The sequence below is a fragment of the Alteromonas sp. AWJ4_197 genome, assembly GCF_056160285.1.
The window spans coordinates 187,760-208,370 of record NZ_JBSWWW010000003.1 but is presented as its reverse complement, the minus strand read 5'-3'; the positions used below and the strand labels follow the sequence as shown (position 1 = coordinate 208,370).

The 20,611-nt window shown below is 51.0% G+C and carries 16 protein-coding genes; 5 read left to right on the top strand and 11 right to left on the bottom strand.

The genetic code is table 11. The features are described 5' to 3' along the window. The first annotated feature begins 37 nt into the window (after positions 1-37). The 5 genes from ACXAGC_RS07515 to ACXAGC_RS07495 are packed head-to-tail and all read left to right on the top strand — an operon-like array spanning position 38 to position 8,728. Positions 38-2,719, top strand: a complete 2,682-nt coding sequence (locus ACXAGC_RS07515) for a TonB-dependent receptor (protein WP_474843757.1) — start codon at positions 38-40, stop codon at positions 2,717-2,719. Positions 2,720-2,773: 54 nt separating this feature from the next. After that, positions 2,774-4,285, top strand: a complete 1,512-nt coding sequence (locus ACXAGC_RS07510) for a CehA/McbA family metallohydrolase domain-containing protein (RefSeq protein ID WP_474843755.1) — start codon at positions 2,774-2,776, stop codon at positions 4,283-4,285. Then, entirely contained in the window at positions 4,275-4,805 is a 531-nt protein-coding gene (locus tag ACXAGC_RS07505) for an RNA polymerase sigma factor (RefSeq protein WP_474843753.1), read from the top strand. Before ACXAGC_RS07510 ends, ACXAGC_RS07505 begins: the two co-directional genes overlap by 11 nt. Then, positions 4,805-5,743, top strand: a complete 939-nt coding sequence (locus tag ACXAGC_RS07500) for a FecR family protein (RefSeq protein ID WP_474843751.1) — start codon at positions 4,805-4,807, stop codon at positions 5,741-5,743. Before ACXAGC_RS07505 ends, ACXAGC_RS07500 begins: the two co-directional genes overlap by 1 nt. Positions 5,744-5,785: 42 nt before the next feature. Next, entirely contained in the window at positions 5,786-8,728 is a 2,943-nt protein-coding gene (locus ACXAGC_RS07495) for a TonB-dependent receptor (protein ID WP_474843749.1), read from the top strand. Positions 8,729-8,758: 30 nt separating this feature from the next. On the opposite strand, the gene ACXAGC_RS07490 is transcribed toward ACXAGC_RS07495, so the two are convergent. The 11 genes from ACXAGC_RS07490 to ACXAGC_RS07440 all read right to left on the bottom strand — a co-directional run bounded on the left by ACXAGC_RS07490 (position 8,759) and on the right by ACXAGC_RS07440 (position 20,473). Further along, on the bottom strand, positions 8,759-9,676 hold the full coding sequence (locus ACXAGC_RS07490) for a sugar kinase (RefSeq protein ID WP_474843747.1): 918 nt from the start codon (positions 9,674-9,676) through the stop codon (positions 8,759-8,761). Continuing rightward, positions 9,673-10,311: a bifunctional 4-hydroxy-2-oxoglutarate aldolase/2-dehydro-3-deoxy-phosphogluconate aldolase gene (gene eda, locus ACXAGC_RS07485; RefSeq protein WP_474843745.1), complete on the bottom strand. Its 639-nt coding sequence runs from the start codon at positions 10,309-10,311 to the stop codon at positions 9,673-9,675. Before eda ends, ACXAGC_RS07490 begins: the two co-directional genes overlap by 4 nt. Then, on the bottom strand, positions 10,311-11,771 hold the full coding sequence (locus ACXAGC_RS07480) for a mannitol dehydrogenase family protein (protein ID WP_474843743.1): 1,461 nt from the start codon (positions 11,769-11,771) through the stop codon (positions 10,311-10,313). The genes eda and ACXAGC_RS07480 overlap by 1 nt, the downstream gene beginning before the upstream one ends. A 4-nt stretch (positions 11,772-11,775) precedes the next feature. Next, the gene (uxaC, locus tag ACXAGC_RS07475) at positions 11,776-13,191 is read right to left on the bottom strand and encodes a glucuronate isomerase (RefSeq protein ID WP_474843741.1); all 1,416 of its coding nucleotides are present in this window, start codon (positions 13,189-13,191) and stop codon (positions 11,776-11,778) included. A 13-nt stretch (positions 13,192-13,204) separates the two neighbouring features. Further along, positions 13,205-14,692: a UxaA family hydrolase gene (locus ACXAGC_RS07470; protein WP_474843739.1), complete on the bottom strand. Its 1,488-nt coding sequence runs from the start codon at positions 14,690-14,692 to the stop codon at positions 13,205-13,207. Positions 14,693-14,824: 132 nt separating this feature from the next. Continuing rightward, positions 14,825-15,847 (bottom strand): LacI family DNA-binding transcriptional regulator, encoded by a 1,023-nt coding sequence (locus ACXAGC_RS07465; RefSeq protein ID WP_474843737.1) that lies wholly within the window; start codon positions 15,845-15,847, stop codon positions 14,825-14,827. Between the two features lie 201 nt (positions 15,848-16,048). After that, the gene (locus tag ACXAGC_RS07460) at positions 16,049-17,344 is read right to left on the bottom strand and encodes a TRAP transporter large permease (RefSeq protein WP_474843735.1); all 1,296 of its coding nucleotides are present in this window, start codon (positions 17,342-17,344) and stop codon (positions 16,049-16,051) included. Beyond that, entirely contained in the window at positions 17,344-17,832 is a 489-nt protein-coding gene (locus tag ACXAGC_RS07455; protein WP_474843733.1) for a TRAP transporter small permease, read from the bottom strand. The genes ACXAGC_RS07460 and ACXAGC_RS07455 overlap by 1 nt, the downstream gene beginning before the upstream one ends. 2 nt (positions 17,833-17,834) lie before the next feature. Next, the gene (locus tag ACXAGC_RS07450; protein ID WP_119499743.1) at positions 17,835-18,821 is read right to left on the bottom strand and encodes a TRAP transporter substrate-binding protein; all 987 of its coding nucleotides are present in this window, start codon (positions 18,819-18,821) and stop codon (positions 17,835-17,837) included. Between the two features lie 14 nt (positions 18,822-18,835). Next, positions 18,836-19,681, bottom strand: coding sequence for a 5-dehydro-4-deoxy-D-glucuronate isomerase (gene kduI / locus ACXAGC_RS07445; protein WP_303573511.1), 846 nt, complete (start codon positions 19,679-19,681; stop codon positions 18,836-18,838). Between the two features lie 30 nt (positions 19,682-19,711). After that, positions 19,712-20,473, bottom strand: coding sequence for an SDR family oxidoreductase (locus ACXAGC_RS07440; RefSeq protein ID WP_474843730.1), 762 nt, complete (start codon positions 20,471-20,473; stop codon positions 19,712-19,714). Positions 20,474-20,611: the final 138 nt, after the last annotated feature.

The following is a 20,611-nucleotide window of genomic DNA, read 5'->3' as shown; positions in this document are numbered from 1 at the left end:
TACGTTTACCTTTTATTTTGCACATTTAGGAACACACATGAAAAACCGATTTACGAAAACCACACTTGCGTTAAGTGTACTGTCGGGTTTAACGGGCATGACGCCAGCCATGGCGCAGCAGGCCCCCGCCGCAGACGATTCTCTTGAGGTGATCGAAGTGACCTCATTTCGTCGCTCGTTGATTCAGGCAAAAGACCTGAAGAAAGATGCAATTATCTCCCGCGATACCATTTTAGCCGAGGATATTGCAGACTTTCCTGATCTTAACCTCGCTGATTCGCTACAGCGGGTACCGGGGGTGACTATTACCCGTGAAGGCGGCGAAGGCCGTCAAATCTCTCTTCGCGGGCTGGGACCTGATTTTACCCGGGTGCAGGTAAACGGTATGGAAGCCATGGGGACGTCAGCTTCACCCATGGATGCCCGTGGTGGCGTAAGCCGGACCCGGGGCTTTGATTTCAACGTTTTTGCTTCCGAATTGTTTAACCGTATCGATATCAGCAAAACCTACTCAGCGGATCAGGAAGAAGGCGGTATTGGTGGTACGGTAGGTTTGTTTACCGCCAAACCGTTTGACTACGATGGCTTTAAAAGCGCTTTGTCTGTGCGGGGCGGCTACAACAGTAACAGCGAAGAAACCGACCCGCGCATGGCAGGTTTGATTTCTAATACGTGGGACAAATTTGGTGCTCTGGTATCGGTAGCTTACAGTCAGCGACATACCGCTGAATACGGTACCAACACCACCCGTTGGCGTCGCGAAGGTGGCAAAACAGCGGCCGACCCGGCAAATACAGATCTGCAAGCCGATTTAGATTCAGGAGAGTTGTGGTTTCCCCGCGGGCACCGTTTTTCCCGTTGGAACAACACGCAGGACCGGCTGGGCATAACCGCGGCTTTTCAGTACAAACCCTCCGACTCGCTTTCCTTCACGCTTGATATTATGCACGCAGAACTGGAAAACAATACTGATGAACATCACTCGGCCGTGAAGGACAATAGCGTAGTTTCTGACCTCATCTGGGAAGAAAACAATGGCCAGAAAGAAGTGGTGTATGCCATGTACGAGGATGCAACCTGGCGTAATGAAAACTCACGACGCTACAACGAATCGGTGTTTGACCAGTATACATTAACCATGGACTGGACGATTACCCCGGCGTTGTATGCCACTGCGGTGATAGGCACAAGTTCTTCTGATTTTGACCAGCCCGAAGTGATTAAGTCGAATATCCATGCGAAACGTATTGTCGATATAGCAACCGATTTCAGACAAGACCGCTTTTACGGCATTAGCTCGTCGCCTGATTTCGATACGACGCAAATCGACGGCTATGAGATGAAAGACATCTACCTGCAGGAAGACTACATCACCAACGATTTTGATACCGCAAAAGTAGACTTTACTTACCTCCTTGGTGATACCGGCGAATTGCAGTTTGGTGTGAATTACAAGAAATTCGAAAACTCTGCCTGGCAGTTAACCCAGAGTAATGCGCAAAACATCGCGCCACAAAATACAGGTATCACGGCCTTAAATGATGCACTTGTTAATGTATACAACGAGCATCCTGACACTAACTGGTTGCAAGGCGATCTGGACGCGTTACTTAATTTCTATGGCCTGACAGGCTACCAGATTGATGACAGCGGGTTAACGCAAAACGATAAATCTCCCGTTACCGAAGAAACGCTGGCCATGTACGTGCAATACGGTTGGGAAACGGAACTGGCGGGTAAGCCCCTGTTAGTCAGCGCGGGCCTTCGTTATTTCGAAACCGATATTACCGCAGCCGGTATTTCTTCCGGGGTCGCTATCGAAACCACCCGTTCTTATTCTGACGTGCTGCCAACCTTAAACGTTGTGTATGAACTGCAAGACAACATTCTCTGGCGTGCAGCGGCTAGTAAGAACATTACCCGGCCGTCTTTAGGCTCACTCAGTTACAACGCGTCAGTGTCACAAACTTCAGGCGAGGCCATTACCAGCGTAACCATGGGAAATCCCATGCTGGAGCCGTTCGAATCTTTGAACCTGGATACGGCACTTGAATGGTATTTTGATGAGGTGGGTTATGCCGCCGCAGCTGTCTTCTATAAAGACATCGACAACTTTATTGTCGATACTACCAGTGAGGTGGTGTATTCCTCATTAGGGTTACCTGCCGCATTACTACCGGCAGACAAAACCGTTGACAGCCTCTTTTACTTGCAGCGCCCGGAAAATATGGATGCATCGAAAATAAAAGGTGTCGAGTTAACCTTCTCCCGTGACCTGGATTTTCTGCCGGCGCCGTTTGACCACTTAGGTGTTATCGCAAACTATACTTACGCAGATGGTGATGCGCTGTACCGCAATATCTACGGTGAAACAGGTAACGATCAGGAAAAAGCATTTACCGGCTTATCGAAAAACAGCTACAACTTCACGATATACTACGAGCAGGAAGGGTGGGGCGCGCGCGTGTCAGCTGCCTATCGTAGTGCGTACCTCACGGGCGCATCATCGAGCGGTGATCAGGATGAGTCAGGCTATCATGGTACGACATTCATCGACTTCTCTTCATTCTATCAGCTGACCGACACGATTAAGCTGAGCTTTGAAGGCATAAACCTGACCGACGAACGTCAGGAGTTATACAGCGACTCTCATGATCGTGCTTACAACAGCACGACCAGCGGCCGCACTTATATGCTTGGCGCTACTATGCAGTTTTAAACCAGGCCGCATACCGGGCTGGTCCCGGTATGCGTTTTTACAAAGGAGATTTACATGGTACTAAAGCCTTTTCCGGTGGCAGTATTGGCTGGTGGATTATTCGTATTGTCAGCCTGCGTGTCAGTTGCGCCGGATGATTCCTCCGGCAATGACTTTTTACCTGATGACGGAAAGACCTGGCTAGCCGGCGATCACCATATTCATGGCAAGTTTAGCGCACAATGGAATTGGAATGATGATCCCCCGTCCCCCATTTTCTTTGGTGATGCACATTACTTTACTGCGTTAAACGCCAGGATGGCGGCATTTCATCAGCTGGACTGGATGGTGACCACCGATCACGGCGGCCCTAATCACAGTGTTATTAACCGCAATCTGGCTTATCCGGAACTCGTTGCCTCACGAGCAGCAGTGCCGGACATCATGCAGTTTTACGGGATGGAATTTGACACTCCCGGCGCGCGGCACAGCACGTTGATTATCCCGAAAAGTGAGCAGGAAGCAGATCAACTGTTTACGCTGGAAAGCCGGTATAACCGCAGAGAAATTTACCCGGACGAATCTCCCAGAGATACACAGGCGTTCATGTTAGAGGCGTTATCTGCTATGCAGAACATGTCGCCACGGCCGGTGCTGACAGTGAATCACCCTGCCCGGAAAGCTACCGGATTGAATGAATATCAAAAGATAACTCCTCAGAGAATGCGCGAGTGGCAGGACACGGCGCCGGATGTGGTAACCGGCATGACGGCTATTCCCGGCCATCAGGCCGCCACCATAAACCCTGACGGCTCGAATGATCCGGACGCGCCACGTGCAGAATATTTCGGCTACCCCACACATGGTGGCACCGACCAAATGTCGGCTATCGTTGGCGGTGTTTGGGATAAGCTGTTGGCAGAGGGCCGCCGGTGGACGGTAACAGCGGTGTCTGATAGTCATGCGCATTACACCGAAGGCCGCACTGATTTCTGGCCAGGCGAATACGCCAAAACCTATGTACGGGCCACCCGTGACTACGACAGCGTGTTAGCGGGCATACGTGAAGGCAATGTATTTATTACCACAGGTGATTTAATTGACGAACTTTACGTCAGTATCCGGCAGGGGAAGCAGCGGGCAGACATGGGAGAGGTGCTGAATCTGCACGGCGGGGAACCTGTTACCGTTACGGTTGCGTTTCACGATCCGCAAAGCGCTAACTTTAATCACCAGTTTCCTGCCGTCGCGCGCCTCGATGTTATATTTGGTGAGGTGGTGGGCACGTACCCTGAAACAGACAGGGCACCAACCCGCGTGATCCGGCGTTTTTACCCGCAAGACTGGGAACAGCAGGGTGCGTATAAGGTTGTGCAATTTCAGATACCCGCCCCCAAAGGCAGCGCCTATGTGCGTGTGCGGGGCACAAATGTAAAAGATGAACTGGAACCGGAAGTTGATCCTGCGGGAGAAAATCCCTGGGATGACCTGTGGTTTTACAGTAATCCGGTTTATATACAGCATAATGATAATGGCCTGGCGTTCCGCTGCAATGAATCTGTCACCGGCGCATGCGATGATAAGTGATCAACAAATTCATTTAGTCGTACCGTCGCTGCATATGTCAGATAAAGCCTCCAGTCCTTCGTTGCAAGCACTGATCAATTCCAAAGTACTTAAGCAATACTTGCACAGGCATTCCGTAAACAGCGAAGAAGCGGCGGACGTTTATCAGGAGTCCATTGCCCGCGTGTTAGAGCAGTCCCGTGCATCGGTCATTGATAATCCTCTTGCTTATGCATTCCGTGTTGCCCGTAATCTGCTGGCGAAGCGCCGGACACACGAAACTTGTGACATTGAAGAGCAGCACTGTTACCGGCAGAACCCCGAACTCTATCTTGAAACGCAGCAGCGGATAGAGCTTATTGCTGAAGTGATTAATGCCATGCCAGAACAACGCCGGCGGGTTTTCGAGATGCGGCGTATTGAGGGTCAAAGCCGGCAAGACATTGCTGCGCGTCTGAATATCTCCGCTGAAGCTGTGACAAAGCATATTTCACGGGCAATGGCAGACATCCAACTGCAACTGGATAAGGCGGTTAAGTAATGGCAAATCAACAGGAACAAGTCTACCTGGAAGCCGGGGAATGGATTGACCGCCTTGCCGACGGTGAACTGGATGCATTAAACCGGCACCGGTTCGTGCGCTGGTTAGAAAAAAGTGAGTTACACCGCGCGACGCTTGAAAAAATGATCGCTACATGGGAAGACCCGACCCTGCAAGCCGCCTTTCTTTCCGCGAAAAAAGCGTCACACCCATCACGAAAAGGTACTCTAGTAACATGGGGGAGTGCCGTTGCAGCGTCATTGTTGGCTATAGCGATTATCTGGCCTGGTTATCGGGGGGAAACAGTTGCACCTTCACCACAATTGCTGACCGCCGCGCATGAAGCGTTAAGTGACGGCAGTGAGGTGCAATTGCAGCCCACCAGTGAATTAGCCGTATTATTTTCAGATGATACGCGTTATTTAAACCTGAAAAAGGGCCAGGGGTATTTTGATGTAGCTAAAGACCGCAGCCGGCCTTTTGTTGTGAAAGTCGGTTTATCTTCAGTAACAGCGGTGGGTACAGCGTTTAACATTGACCGGCAGGATCAACGGGTGGATGTAGTTGTACACGAAGGTATTGTTGAAGTGCGCGGTAATGCAGACAGTGCTCCGCTTTTACTCAAGGCGGGCGAGCAACTGACTATAGAAAACGGGGTGGCGGGGCCTGTGGAGAAGGTTGATCTGGCACAGCGGGTAGACTGGCGCACCGGATGGATTGAAGTCGAAGATGAGTCTCTGAATTATTTATTTGAACGGCTAAACCGGTATGCGGAAAAACCCATATTGCCGGTGGACAGTGCTGTAGGAAATCGACGTGTTGCAGGGCGATTTAAATTGGAAGAAACGGCACAGACGTTAGCTATGTTGGGTTCATTGTATAACCTGGATATTACTGACACACGCTCGGGTTATGAAATAAGCCGGCAAGCTGATTAATTCGCTATGAAGAACCGGAGTTTTAAAACGTTTGGAACCACGGTGTCATGGGTTTCAGGGTGTTTTGTCTCCGGTTGCTTTATCTTCAGTTTTTCGCAGGGCTGTGTGGCTGCTGGTGAATCCCTGCCCGCCGGGAACATCCCTCCGGTCACGTTGGCTCAGATTGTTACTGAGTTCAGCCGTGACGCCGGGGAAACTGTCGCATTTGATCCTGCGTTACTGAAAGGGTTAACGGCTACGCCGCCGTTGCGACATACATTGAGTACGCAAGAGATCTCTGCCTTGCTTCGACCATTTTCCCTTTGTCTGGAGCCAGTGCAAAATGGCCGGATTATCCGCCAGTGCGATTCTCCGCTCAGCGATAATACTGGCAGCTCCGGCGCCACGCCCACAGAAAATAACGCCGTAACCCGCACTCATCCTACTGTAGAAATTGAAGTTACCGGATTTCGCCAGTCGTTGATCCGTGCCAGAGAGATTAAGCGTCTTGCGATGGTGACGCAGGAAACGATTTTGTCTGAAGATATCGCTGATTTTCCTGATTTGAACCTCGCCGATTCTTTGCAGCGTATTCCCGGAATCACTATTACCCGTGAAGGTGGAGAGGGGCGGCAAATATCCTTACGAGGATTGGGACCTGACTTTACCCGCGTAAAGGTGAATGGCATGGAAGCGATGGCTATGACGTCTTCTGCCATGGATGCCCGGGGAAGCGTAAGTCGGACCCGTGCCTTTGATTTTACACTTTTTGCATCAGAGCTTTTCAACCGTATCGATGTGAGTAAGTCTTACTCGGTTGAGCAGGACGAAGGCGGTATCGGCGGCACGGTGATGCTGCATACGCCGAAACCATTCGATTTTGCAGACAGCATCAATACTGTTGCTTATAAGCAAAGCTACAACGGAAACAGCAAGGAATCTGACCCCGGCATTCTTGGCTTATTCAGCCGCCGGAATGACACATTTGGTGGACTTATTTCCGTTGCTTACAGCCAGCGGCATACCACTGAATTTGGCACCAATACAACGCGATGGCGGCAGGAGAAAAAAAGCTATAGCGGAGAGACGGACAGTGAATTACAGCAAGCACTGGAGCAGGGGGAATTCTGGTTCCCCAGAGGACACCGTTATTCGCTCTGGAATAATAATCAACGCAGAATTGGTGTGACGACATCCTTGCAATACGCGCCGGATGATAACTGGCAACTGACGTTGAATGGCATGGCCAGCCGGTTACACAATTCCCTCGATGAACATCATATTGCGGTGAAGGACAACGACGACGTGAGTGTTGTGGTATGGGAGCAGAACCGGACTGACAAGGAAGTATTATTCGCCAAATACACCGACGCAACATGGCGGATAGAAACCCGCGAAGATGAAAACACATCGACATTCTATCAGCTGAGCCTGGACAGTGAATGGCAGGTATCACCGGCACTTCGTGTCGATTTTCTTGTGGGTACCAGTGCCAGTGATTACTCGCAACCTAAAGTAAACAAAGTAAATATTCGCAAAACGGGTGTTGATATTATTACAGATTTTCGCGAAGACCGCTTTTACGGCGAGAGCTATTCTACCAACATGGATACGGCATCGCTAAGCGGTTTAACGGTAAAAGATCTCTATTTTCAGGAAAATGCCATGCGCTCGTCATTTCATAACGCAAAAGCATCGTTGCGTTATTTGCTGGAAAGTGGCGATGCGCTGTCGGCGGGTATTCAGGTTAAATCATTTAAAAATACCGGCGTTGACCGCGCCCGCAGCGTATACCCTGCACAAGGTGATGAGCAGATATCTGCCGCACAGTTTTCGCTGTTTAACCGACACCCGGACAAAGCCTGGGTACAGGGAGATTTGGCGGCTATTCAATCTTACTATGGTTTGGCAGATATCAAGCTGACGGACGACGACATTGTTGAAAGTACTAACTTTGATGTGAAAGAAGATACTTACGCGTTATATGGCATGTACGACAGTACCGGAAGCTGGCTTGGAAAACCGTTCTACACGCAAAGCGGAGTCCGGTATTTTTCTACCCGCTTTTCTACCTCAGGCCTGCAAAAAGGCGAGCCCGCGACCGTTTCGAAAACTTACGACGATATACTTTTCAGTATGAACGCCGTTCTGGAATTAAGCGACGGCTGGCTTTGGCGCGCCAGTGTGGATGAAAACATCACGCGTCCTTCCATCCACGATGTAGCGATTACTGCCGAAGTCTCTCAGGCATCCAGAAATGAGGGTGATATTGGCCGGATTTTTATTGGCAATCCTTATTTGAAGCCACTGAAGTCAGTGAATGCTGAAACGGGCATTGAGTGGTATTTTGATGAAGGGGGCATACTGGCGATTTCCGGCTTTTTCAAAAAAATAGACAACTTCGTGGTTGAGGAAGTTAAAGCTATGCCATACCGGGCGCTCGGTCTGCCGGCGAGTTTGTTGCAGGAAGGAGACAGCGAAGATGATATCTTTTATGTCAGTACGCCTCAAAATACCGATACCACTACGTTTAAGGGTTTCGAATTAGCATATTCCCGCGATTTGACCTTTCTGCCATCTCCCCTTGATAGTCTGGGCGTTAACGCAAACTTTACCTACGCTGAAGGCAAAACACTGTACAGGAACGTGCAGGGAACTGGCGGGAATCAGGTTAAAACCTTTGCCGGTTTATCAAGGCGTAGCTACAACTTCACCCTTTATTACGATCAGCAACACTGGTCTGCCCGTGTTTCTGCAGCTTACCGCAGCCCCTATATTTTATCCGTTCAGCCCGGAAACACCGATCAGGATGAATCCGGCTACCATGCGACTACTTACATTGATGCCTCAGCCAGTATTCAGTTGTCCGGGTCATTGAAAATGACCATTGAAGGGTTAAATCTGACTAACGTAAGAGAAGAACTGTATAGTGATTCGAACGACCGGGCCTACAATACCACAACGAGTGGACGGACATTTCTGGTAGGGATTACTGCGGAGCTATAGCTTCTTGTGCTGAAAACTAACGCCCTCCAATCAGGAGAGCGCTGCTATATGCTTATGAAACGCGTCTTTTTCCACAATCGCGCCGGGGTAGCTGATGACTGTGGCGGCGACTTTTGCGCCGAAGCTGGCGGAGTCGGTCACATCTTTACCAGACAGACGTGCTGACAGGTAGCCGCCATTAAACGCATCACCGGCTGCGGTGGTATCGACAACGCTCTCTACACGCTCTACCGGTACGATGCAATGGCTGTCCTGTTCGTAGATGTGCACGCCAACAGCGCCGTTCTTCACGATGATCTCTTTAACGCCGAGGTCAGCAACATGCTGGTGGATAGCATCCACGTCAGTGTGGCCATATAACGCCAGATGATCATCACCGCCCGGAAAAGCGATATCTGAATGAGAATAGGCTTTATCTGTCCATAACTGAGCATGTTCAGGGCTTGGCCAGAGGCGGGGGCGATAATTAGGGTCAAAGACCACCTTGCCGCCTTTCGCACGAAAACCATCAATTAAATCGAACAGCTTCAGGCGCTGTACTTCATCCAGAATGGCTAGCGAAATGCCGCTGAAATAAAACACATCCGCGTTGCTTAAATCCCCGCGCATGAGGTTCAGTGTTTGGGTAGCCGCTGAGTTTGCCCGCCAGTAGGCGAAAGTACGTTCGCCGTGCTTATCCGTGCGCACCATGTACAGGCCGAGATTACGGTCTTCGCTGCGGTATACCTGGTCGGTATTGATTTCCTCGTCGCCCATTTTAAACAGCAACTCGTCACTTAAGAAATCCGCGCCGATAGCGGTTAAGTAGCTTACTGAAATATCACGGGCGCAGCGCTTCAGGTACACAGCGGTGTTGTAGGTGTCGCCGGCGTAGCCTTTAGACAGCGTGTCGGCACCACGGTTAACCAGCTCAACCATGCACTCGCCGAAAATGACAATGCGGCTCATGGTCGTAACCCTTCAAATGCCTCCAGCGCCTGCTTGCAGGTGTCTGTGATGCCTTGCCAGTTTTCTGCTTTTACCATGTCAGACGGGATCATCCACGACCCGCCTACGGCAAATACATTTTTCAGGCTCAGATAGTCGTTCAGGTTACTGCCGGAAATACCGCCGGTGGGGCAGAACGAAATATTCTGAAAGATGCCGCCCAGTGCTTTTAACATTGGTGCGCCGCCGCTTAAGTGGGCCGGGAAGAATTTGAGTTCAGTAAGGCCGTATTCGCTGGCCATCAGAATGTCTGCAGGATTACTGGTGCCTGGAATAAACGGCACGCCTGAACTCATTAGTCCGTCCAGTAAACGGGGGCTGACGGTGGGCGTCACCAGAAACTGGCTGCCGGCATCTACCGCTTCTTTTGCGTGCTCAGGACTGAGCACAGTACCCATGCCTACAACCATATCCGGAAATGCTTCACGGATAGCAGTCATAGAAGCCGCCGCTGCGTCTGTACGGCGCACCACTTCCAGGTTTTTAAGTCCGCTGGCTTCCACTGCTTTTGCAATATTCAGGGCTTGTTCTACCGAATCTGCCTGCAAAATTGGTAAAATCGGAGCGCCTTTCACAATGTGTTTAATGCCTTTCATTATAGCTCTCCCAGGCATGCAGCCATTGTTTCAGGTGTAATGTTGCTGAGTTTTTCAACCTGACCGTGCACAGTGTCGCGGAATGCCTGGTTGTCAGACAATTCAGCAAAAACATCACGTTCATTCAGTACTGCATCCGTCAGTGCTTTCGTATCGCCGCTGTGTTTTTCAGCCAGCGACAATAAACGCTCAGCCATCGGGTCGGTAATGGTTTCACCCGCCGCCTGACGCTTAGCGATAAACAGAATCCACGCAGCAACAGGCACGCTCAGCAGATTAAAGCTGGCTTTGGCTTTAATGCGGTCACGTACGGTATTCAGAATGCGGAAAGGCAGCTTTTGTGAGCCGTCCCAGGCAATCTGCGCCAGTAAATGACGGATATGTTTGTTGTGATAGCGATTCAGAATGTCACCGGCGTAGGCTGATAAATCCATTTTGTCACCGGCATCAATGGTTGGCAGAATTTCTTCTTTCAGCAGGCGGCGGATGAAGGCTTCCATATCAGGCCTGCTGATGGCTTCAAATACCGTGTCGATACCACATAATGTGCCGGTGTAGGCCAGCGTGGAGTGGGTGCCGTTAAGCACACGCAGTTTGGCTTTTTCAAACAGATGCACATCGTCGGTGAAGGTCACGCCTACTTTGTCCCAGGCAGGGCGGGGACCGCTGAATTTATCTTCCACAACCCACTGGGTAAAGGCTTCGCGTTGAATCGGCCATTCGTCGTTCACACCCAGTGCAGCAGCCGTCTGGCTCACCAGCGCCTCGTCGGTAGCCGGCGTAATGCTGTCTACCATGGTGTTAGGGAAACAAATGTTCTTGCTGATCCACGCTGCCAGTTCGCTGTCGAGTAATTGTGCGAATACCACAACGGCCGCGCCCAGTTTGCTGCCGTTATCAGACAGGTTGTCGCAACTGACGATGGTGATTTCGCTGGCACCGCTATCCTTGCGTACTTTAAGGGCAGCAACCAGTAATCCGATAGCCGATACCGGCTCTTCCGGAAAATCTTTATCGTGCAGGATGTCCGGGTGGGCGGCATCAAGTTTGCCCTGATTGTCCAGGCAATAGCCTTTCTCAGTAATGGTCAGCGTAACGATGTGTGTGGTGGGCGCGGTCAGCGACGCCATAATGGCATCACGGTCTTCACCTAACACGTACACGTTATTCATTGCGCCGATGATCTGGGTATATGGCTCGTTATCCAGTACAACCAGTGAATACAGATTATCCTGGCCGGACAATTTTTCTTTCAGGCTTTTACTGCGCATAGACACGCCGTCAATACGCCAGTTTCCGCCGTGGGCCATTGCCAGATCGGTATACACCGCCTGGTGGGCGCGGTGAAATGCGCCCGGGCCAATATGCACAATGCCGCTGGTGGTGGCATTCACATCGTATTGAGGCTGTTTTACCTCTGACGGCAAGTCCGCCAGCGTAGAGAAATTCAGACGTGCCATGCGGTTACCCCAGTTTGTAAGCGTTTTTTGCCAGATTATAAGACAGCTGCTGCGCCAGTTCGGCGGCTTCCCAGTCGGCAACGCGGTGTTCAACCACCAATTGCGCCAGGAAACGGCAGTCGATACGACGGGCCACGTCGTGACGGGCCGGAATAGACAGGAACGCGCGGGTATCGTCATTAAAGCCAACAGTGTTATAGAAACCGGCAGTTTCAGTAACGTTGTGACGGAAACGCAGCATGCCTTCCGGGCTGTCGTGGAACCACCACGCCGGACCCAGCTTCAGACACGGATAGTGACCGGCCAGTGGTGCAAGTTCACGGGCATACACGGTTTCATCCAGGGTAAACAGGATGATATTCAGATTCGCTTCGTTACCGTACTTGTTCAGCAATGGCTTCAGTGCGTTAACGTAGTCAGTCTGCATAGGAATATCGTGGCCTTTATCGCGGCCGAATTTCTTAAACAGGCTTTCGTTATGGTTACGGAATGATCCCGGGTGGATTTGCATGACCATACCATCTTCCACACTCATGCCGGCCAGTTCGGTAAGCATCTGTGCACGGAACAGTTCCTGCTCTGCTGCTGAGGAATCCCCTGACAGCACTTTCGCAAACAGGCTTTCGCATTCAGCGGCAGATAAGTCTGCGGTGGCGGCAGTCGGGTGGCCGTGGTCTGTAGCGGTAGCACCGTGTTCACGGAATACCTGACGGCGCTGACGCAATGCGGCCAGATAGCCCTGCCAGCTGGTGGTGTCTTCACCGGTGATATCACCCAGTTTAGCGATGTTATCTACGAAATCTTCGCGGGAAGCATCTACCACGTCGTCAGGACGGAAGGTGGTGATAACGCGCTTGTCCCAGCCGGTGCCTTTAATCGCGCCGTGATGAGCCAGCGGATCCAGTGCGCCTTCAGTGGTGGCAATTAACTCAATGTTAAAGCGGTCCATCAGTGCACGGGGCTTGTATTCAGGTTTCGCCAGCTCTTTGGTGATGAACTCGTAGTAGTCCATGGCGTTGTCTGAACACAGCATGTCGGTAAGGCCGAACACGTTTTTAAATACAGTGTCGAGCCACATGCGCGACGGTGTACCGGGAAACAGGTAGTAGTGGTCAGCGAACAGCTGCCAGATTTTACGCGGGTCTGCTTCAGACTCACCGCCATCCCAGCGGCGGATGCCTAACTGCTCAAGGGTGATACCCTGAGAATACAACATACGAAAAACGTAGTGATCAGGCAGAATAAACAGTTCGGTAGCGTTACCGAAGTTTTCGTCGTAGGCAAACCAGCGCGGATCAGTATGTCCATGAGGGCTGATAATAGGCAGGTCCCTGACAGACTGATACAACTCACGGGCGATGCCGCGGGTCTTTTCATCAACCGGAAAAAGCCTGTCTTCATGAAGTAAAATCGGTTTCATAACATTCTCTTTTTTAAAGGGTTACGCCTCGTTTCCAAATAGCAATTTCATGACTGCCATTCTTCTCATTACAGGTCAGTTGTCCTGACGCTGTAGTGAGACAAAGTTGGTACAACTGTGCTGCGCAGTCGTCAATACTGACGCCTTGCAGCACTTGTCCCGCATTGAAGTCAATCCAGTGTGGTTTTTGTTCTGCTATTCTGGAATTTGACGATATTTTTATTGTGGGTACAGGGAACCCGAGCGGTGTACCGCGCCCGGTGGTGAATAAAACAATATGAGCGCCACTGGCGGCCAGGGCCGTTGAGCTGACAGCGTCGTTACCCGGCGCCTGCAGCAGTGACAAACCTTTCTGGTGAACAGGTTCACCGTATTTCAGTACGCCGCCGACAGCCGCCTGACCGCCTTTCTGCACCGCACCGAGGGATTTTTCTTCCAGTGTCGTTAAACCGCCGGCTTTGTTACCCGGGGACGGGTTTTCGTATACAGGCTGGTTATGGTCGAGGAAGTATTGTTTGAATTCGTTGACCAGTGAAACAATGTCGTTGAACACGGGCTCAGACACGGCGCGGTCCATCAGCAACTGTTCTGCACCGAACATCTCAGGGGTTTCTGTTTGCAGTACAGTACCGCCGATGCCGGTTAAAATGTCTGTCATGCGGCCAACCAGCGGGTTAGCGGTAATACCGCTGAACGCATCACTGCCGCCGCATTTTACGCCCAGAACCAGTTCCGAGGCGGGGATCAGTTCCCGTTTGTCAGCACCCACCGGTTTCAGCATTTCGTAAACCAGGCGGATCCCTTCTTCAATTTCGTCGCCTACTTGCTGTGAGTTGTAATAACGCAGGCGGTCTTCAGGTTTATCTACCAGCTCCAGCATGGCTGAAAGCTGGTTGTTCTCGCAGCCAAGACCAACGATTAAAACAGCACCGGCATTAGGGTGGGAAGCCAGTGCAGCCAGAATTGCGCGGGTATCTGTTAAATCGTCGCCCAACTGCGAGCAACCAAAGGGGTGGGTGAAAGCGCGGAATCCGTCACATTCGTTGGCAAAACGGCGCTCACACTCTGAAGCAATGCGCTCTGCAGTGCGGTTTACGCAGCCAACGGTATTGATAATCCATATTTCGTTGCGGATCCCAACCTTGCCATTTTCTCTGCGATAGCCCATGAACGTGCCATCTGTGGCATTGCTCCCGGTAGCACTTTTCTTCAGGTCTTTCCACGTGTATGCTTCCTGACCGCTGAGATTGGTTTTCAGGTTGTGGCTGTGAATATGGGCACCGGCGGCAACATCTTCTGTTAAATGACCAATGGGAAAGCCATATTTAACAATGTTTTCACCGGCCTTCATGGCCTTCAGGGCAACCTTATGTCCCGCGGGGATAGCATCAGCCAGGGTAAGCCCAAGATCATTGTTTTGGATACCCGCCTCTAAGTCCATTGTTGCTACGGCAACATTGTCCTGCGGATGAACCTGAATCAATTGGGTTTGGTCTTGCATACTTACACTCCTGCTGGCGAAAGGCACCGTTAATTCTGTTAAGACAATGGGAACAGTTTCTTAACATGAATGCCACCGGTGGCATTGTAGGTCAGAATAAACAGCGGATCAATCTTCATCAGTGAAATTCTTTTACTTTTCTGCTTTGCGGGTGGACTCACGAATGATCAGGTGAGGTTTCACCAGATAACTTTCCATGTCGTCCGTCGGTTTGTTTTCGATCATCGCAATAATTTTCTTCGCAGCCAGTGATGCCATGGCCGTTACCGGGCGCTTCACTGTGGTCAGTGACGGGATCACTCTGGCAGCCAGCAAGTTATCATCGAATCCGGCAATAGAAAGTTCTTCCGGCACGCGAATACCCATTTCATGAGCGACTTTCAGTACGCCGGCGGCCATTTCGTCGTTGTTGGCAAAAATGACTGCAGGGCGGGATGACTGAATAAGCAGACTGCGGGCACATTCGATACCGCTTTCATAACTGTTTTTACCTTCGATAACGCGGTTATCGGGTAAATCGATGCCCAGCTCGCGCAGGGTATCGAGGAAACCTTCAAGACGTTCAATGGAAGAGTAGTAAGCCTGCGGACCACTGATGATGGCAATGTCGCGGTGTCCCAGAGACACCAGATAGCGGGCGAGATCGCTGATGGCAGCACGGTCGTCAGACACCACAATGTTCGCGTGGTCGTCTAAATCCACTGACGCCATACGTACATAATTGATAGCCTGATCGCGCAGGGCGGCAGCCAGTTCTTTGGCTTCAGACACCGGCGGCAGGATCACCACGCCGTCGATATTCGAGCGTTTGACGAACTTTATACAGTTGTCGATGAAATCCGGTGAGTTGTAGTGGCAGGGATGAACAACCAGTTCATAGCCTTTTTCTGAACAGACGTTCAGAACGCCCCGTTGCACCTGGTCGATATACAGGGCATCCGGGTTATCGTAAATCATACCGAGCAGAAATGAGCGGGAGGCAGCGAGGCCACGGGCCTGCTTATCCGGAGAAAAGCCTAACTCATCAATGACTTTCTGGATTTTTTCCCGGGTGGCCGCACCCACATTGGTGGCGCCGTTGATCACGCGGGAAACCGTACGTTTAGACACCCCTGAAAGGCGGGCTACATCATTGATAGTCGGACGTTTATCCATGTTTTTCACTTATTATTATTAGCGTTAACGCTGCTCGTTTTATTTAATCATTGTTGCTCTTTGCACCTCTGACACCTGCTGTTCCCCCTTTAGGGTATCCTGCGGAACGGTCAGGTCGGGTAAGTTTAGCCTTTTACACTGCGGATTCACAATCTTAATACGTACAAGCCCTACCAGTGGCAGGGCTTGTTAATGCGCATATCAGAACCCCAGTGCTGCGGGCAGTGCTTCTGAGAACCACGCCACATAGGTGACTAACATCAGCACCACAAACATCGCGGCATAAAGTGGCAACAATGGCCGGATTATATTTTCCAGTTTGGTTTTTGCGATGGCACAGGTGATAAACAGTACTGCACCTACCGGCGGTGAACACAAACCAATAGACAAATTAAGCACAATCATAATGCCGAACTGCAACGGGGACATACCCAGCTGCATGGCAACCGGCAGAAAGATTGGCGTAAAAATAAGAACGGCCGGTGTCATATCCAAAAATGCACCCACCACAATCAACAACAGGTTGATAAGCAGTAAGATGACAATAGGGTTGTCACTGAGTTCCAGTAATGCGGCGCTGAGCGTTTGCGGAATATTCTCAAACGACAGTAACCATGACATCGCTGTAGACGCTGCAATCAGCAACATAACGATAGCGGTGGTCTCTGCAGACTTAAGCAGAATGCCGGGCAGTTCTCTGGTTTTTACCTCGCCGTAAACACCCACAGACAGAATGAGTGAATACACCACAGCAATGGCGCCGGCTTCTGTTGCGGTAAATACGCCGCCGACGATACCGCCGATCACCAGCACGATAAGAAACAGACTGGGAATAGCGGCCAGTAGTTTTTCGGCGACCACTTTCATGGGTAAGCGGTCTGACAGCGGGTAGCCTTTTATTTTTGCCCAGATGTAGCACACCACCATGAGTGCCAGACCCACCATGATGCCCGGAATGTAGCCCGCCATGAACAGTGCTGCAATAGATACACCGCCACTGGCAATAGCATAAACAATCAGGATATTACTTGGCGGGATAAGCATGCCGGTCGTTGCCGCCGCCGCGGTAACCGCCGCTGAAAAATTAGGGTCATAGCCTTTTTTCTTCATTTCCGGCAGCATGAAACTGCCGATAGCTGAACAGGCCGCTACCGCAGAGCCCGAGATGGCACCAAACAGCATGCAGGACACCACGTTCACTAGGGCGAGACCACCCGGCAGCGCACCGATAAGTGCCATGGCACATTCAATCAATCGCTTGGCAATACCACCGCGCCCCATGATCAGACCTGACATTACGAAAAAAGGTATTGCAAGCAGCGCAAAGCTGTCCAGTCCGCCGGCCATACGCTGAGCCATCGTAGTCACTGCCGGTTCAAACTCGATATTTATCAGCATGGCTACCATGGTTGCGAGACCAATGCTGATAGAAACAGGCACATTAATCAGTAAAAAGAAAAAGAAGCCAACGATGAGGATTATTGCAGTCATTTCCATTACAGCGGCTCCTGTGACTCGTCTATCCAGAGGTTATAAATATTGATGATGCTGTAGAACACCATAATGACGCCGGAAATCGGAAGAACGGTGTAAATCCAGCCCATTTTTACGCCAAGTGCTGCAGAAATCTGATTAAGATCCAGGGTCAGGCTGACCAGTGCGTTACCGCCGACAATGAGTACCAGCACACAAAAGGTAACAACCAGCACTTCAACGAAGGTCATAATAAGTCTGCGCACAGTTTCTGACTGACGGTTTACGATGAGATTAAAGCCCAGATGGACTTTCTGACGGTATGCGTAAGCAGAACCTAAAATGCCAATCCAGATAAGCAGGAAGCGGGATAACTCTTCAGTTACCGAAGCGGGATCTTTCAGCAGGTAGCGGGAAATAACCTGCCACACCACCACCAGAAGGATAGCGGCCATGGCAGCAATCAGCGACGCTGCAAGACTCTTATCAATTAACTTTACTAACTGTCGCATGATTACATCGCCTTAATTTTATCTAGCAGATTACCCACTTCAGAGCCGGCATAGCTGTCGTGGAAAGGTTTTACTGCATCCACAAAGGGTTGCTTGTCGGGATAAATCACTTCCACACCATCAGCAATCACTTTTTCCAGAGACTCTTCTGTAGACGCCTGCCACAATTTACGCTGATACACCACGGAGTCGGCCATGGCCTGATTGAGCCAGCCCTGCTGCTGAGGTGTAAGATTGTTCCAGGTACGCAGCGACATCAGCATGACGTCAGGTACAGAGGTGTGCTCATCCAGCGAATAGTAACGGGCGATTTCGTAGTGGCGGGACAGGTAATAGCTGGGCGGATTGTTTTCCGCACCGTCAACAACACCCTGCTGCAAAGCTGTGTACAGTTCGCCCCAGGAGACCGGTGTGGCTGCTCCGCCCAGCGCACGTACGGTTTTCACCGCTGTAGGGCTGTTCAGTACACGGATCTTTAATCCTTTTAGATCTTCCGGCGTGCGGATAGGGCGGTCAGTAGTATAGAAGCTGCGGCTGCCGGCGTCGTAGTAACCCAGGCCCTTCAGCTTGAACGCTTCCACACCAGAGAGCAAATCTTTGCCCACGTTACTGTTAAGCACGTTCCAGTAGTGCTCATTGTCACGGAACACATAGGGAATACTAAAAATCTGCATTTCCGGCGCAAAGCCTTCCAGCGGACTGGCAGACACTTTGGTCATGTCCAGCGAACCGATTTGCAGCAGCTCAATCATTTCCCGTTCGGTGCCTAACTGGCTGCCGGGATAAATCGCTACCTGCATGGTGCCGCCGGAATATTCGTCCAGGCGTTCACCTAAAAAGACCATGGCTTTGTGCACAGAATGCTGGGGATCCAGAGAATGCCCCAATCTGAGTACCACCACGTCACTGTCCTGCTTACTGCCACAGCCGGCAATCAGGCTTGTGATGAATACAAGCAGCAGTACCGGTACAACTTTAAGGCGCAACATACTTACCTCAATACTTATCTGAGCTGGTCTGGCGGGAACTTGTCCATATCGTCATAGTCGAGGTTTTCCCCGGCCATGCCCCAGATGAACGCATAGTTCGCAGTACCCACACCGCAGTGAATTGACCAGGGCGGTGACAGCACGGCCTGCTCATTGGAAACAAAAATATGACGGGTTTCCTGTGGCTCACCCATAAAGTGGCAGACTGCCTGTCCGTCGGCTAAGTCGAAGTAGAAGTACACTTCGTTACGACGGTCGTGCTGGTGGGCCGGCATGGTATTCCACACACTGCCCGGTGCCAGACGGGTTAACCCCATTTGTAATTGACAGGTATCAACCACGGTGTTGATAAGCAACTGATTAATATCACGTTCGTTACTGGTTTCCTGACTGCCAAGATGCAGCACATTGGCGTCGCCTTTACCCACTTTTTTGCATGGGTAAACATGGTGCGCCGGTGCTGAATTCAGGTAAAACTTCGCCGGATTAGCCGCATCGTCTGAAGCAAACACAACGGATTCGTTATCTTTACCGATATACAGAGCTTCTTCTTTTTCCAGCGTGTAGACAGTGTCGCCTACAGTGACTGTCCCGGTGCCGCCGATGTTAATAACACCCACTTCACGACGGGCGGTGAAGTAACTCATTTTCAGCTGGTCATCCAGCGTCTCCAGTTTCAGTGGCGCAGAAGTTGGTACTGCGCTGCCCACCATGAAACGCTCATAGTGGCTGTAGACCCAGTAGATTTTGCCGTGCTGCATGAGTTTGTCAGCCAGAAAGGCTTCACGCAGTTCATTGGTGTCGTAAGACTTAACTTCCCGTTGTCCTACGGCGTAACGGATTTCGTGTTCAGTAGTCATGGTGCCTGTCTCTTGTAGGGTTTGTGAGGATCAGCGGGCAAGGAAGCCGCCGTCGACGGCTAACACATGGCCGTTCACGTAATTGCTTGCATCACTGGCCAGAAACACCAGTGCGCCTTTTAAGTCTTCCGTTTCGCCCCAGCGTCCGGCCGGGATCCTTGAAATAATTTCCTTGCTGCGGCCTGCATCGTCCTGCAGAGCCTGCGTGTTGTCGGTACGGATATAGCCGGGCGCAATAGCGTTCACCTGAACGTTGTGCTTGCCCCATTCATTAGCCAGTGCTTTGGTTAAGCCGGCTATAGCGTGCTTGCTGGCAGTGTAGGCAGGCACTGTGATGCCGCCGCTGTAACTGAGCATAGAGGCGGTATTAATGATTTTGCCGTAACCCTGCTCAATCATGTTGCAGCCGATTTTCTGGCTGAGCAGAAACGCTGAGTCTGTATTTACGCGCAACACGTTCTGCCATTCCTCCAGTGGGAAATCCACGGCCGGGCTGCGGAAAATTGTACCGCCGTTATTCACCAGAATATCGATACCTCCCCAAACAGCCTGTGCGTCATCAGCCAGCTTCTGAACCGCTGCCATGTCTGACAGATCGGCATGCAGGGAGGTAACTTCCACGTTGCTGACGGCGCGGATTTTGGCGAGGGTTTCTTCACATCCGCCTTCACGGGAACTGGCGCAAATAACACTGGCGCCGGATTCGGCCAGAGCGACGGCCATGGCTTGTCCGATACCGCGGCTGGCACCGGTGACCAGCGCACGTTTTCCCGTCAAACTGAAGTTAGGCATGACATTTCCTTTTTGCGTAAAAACGATGAATTTTGCGGGTGTTGTAAATGAACCGGAAACGCATTTTCCGGATAAGCGATGAAACACCACACACAGTTTACAATGTTAACAACATTTAAAATAATTGCCACCGGTGGC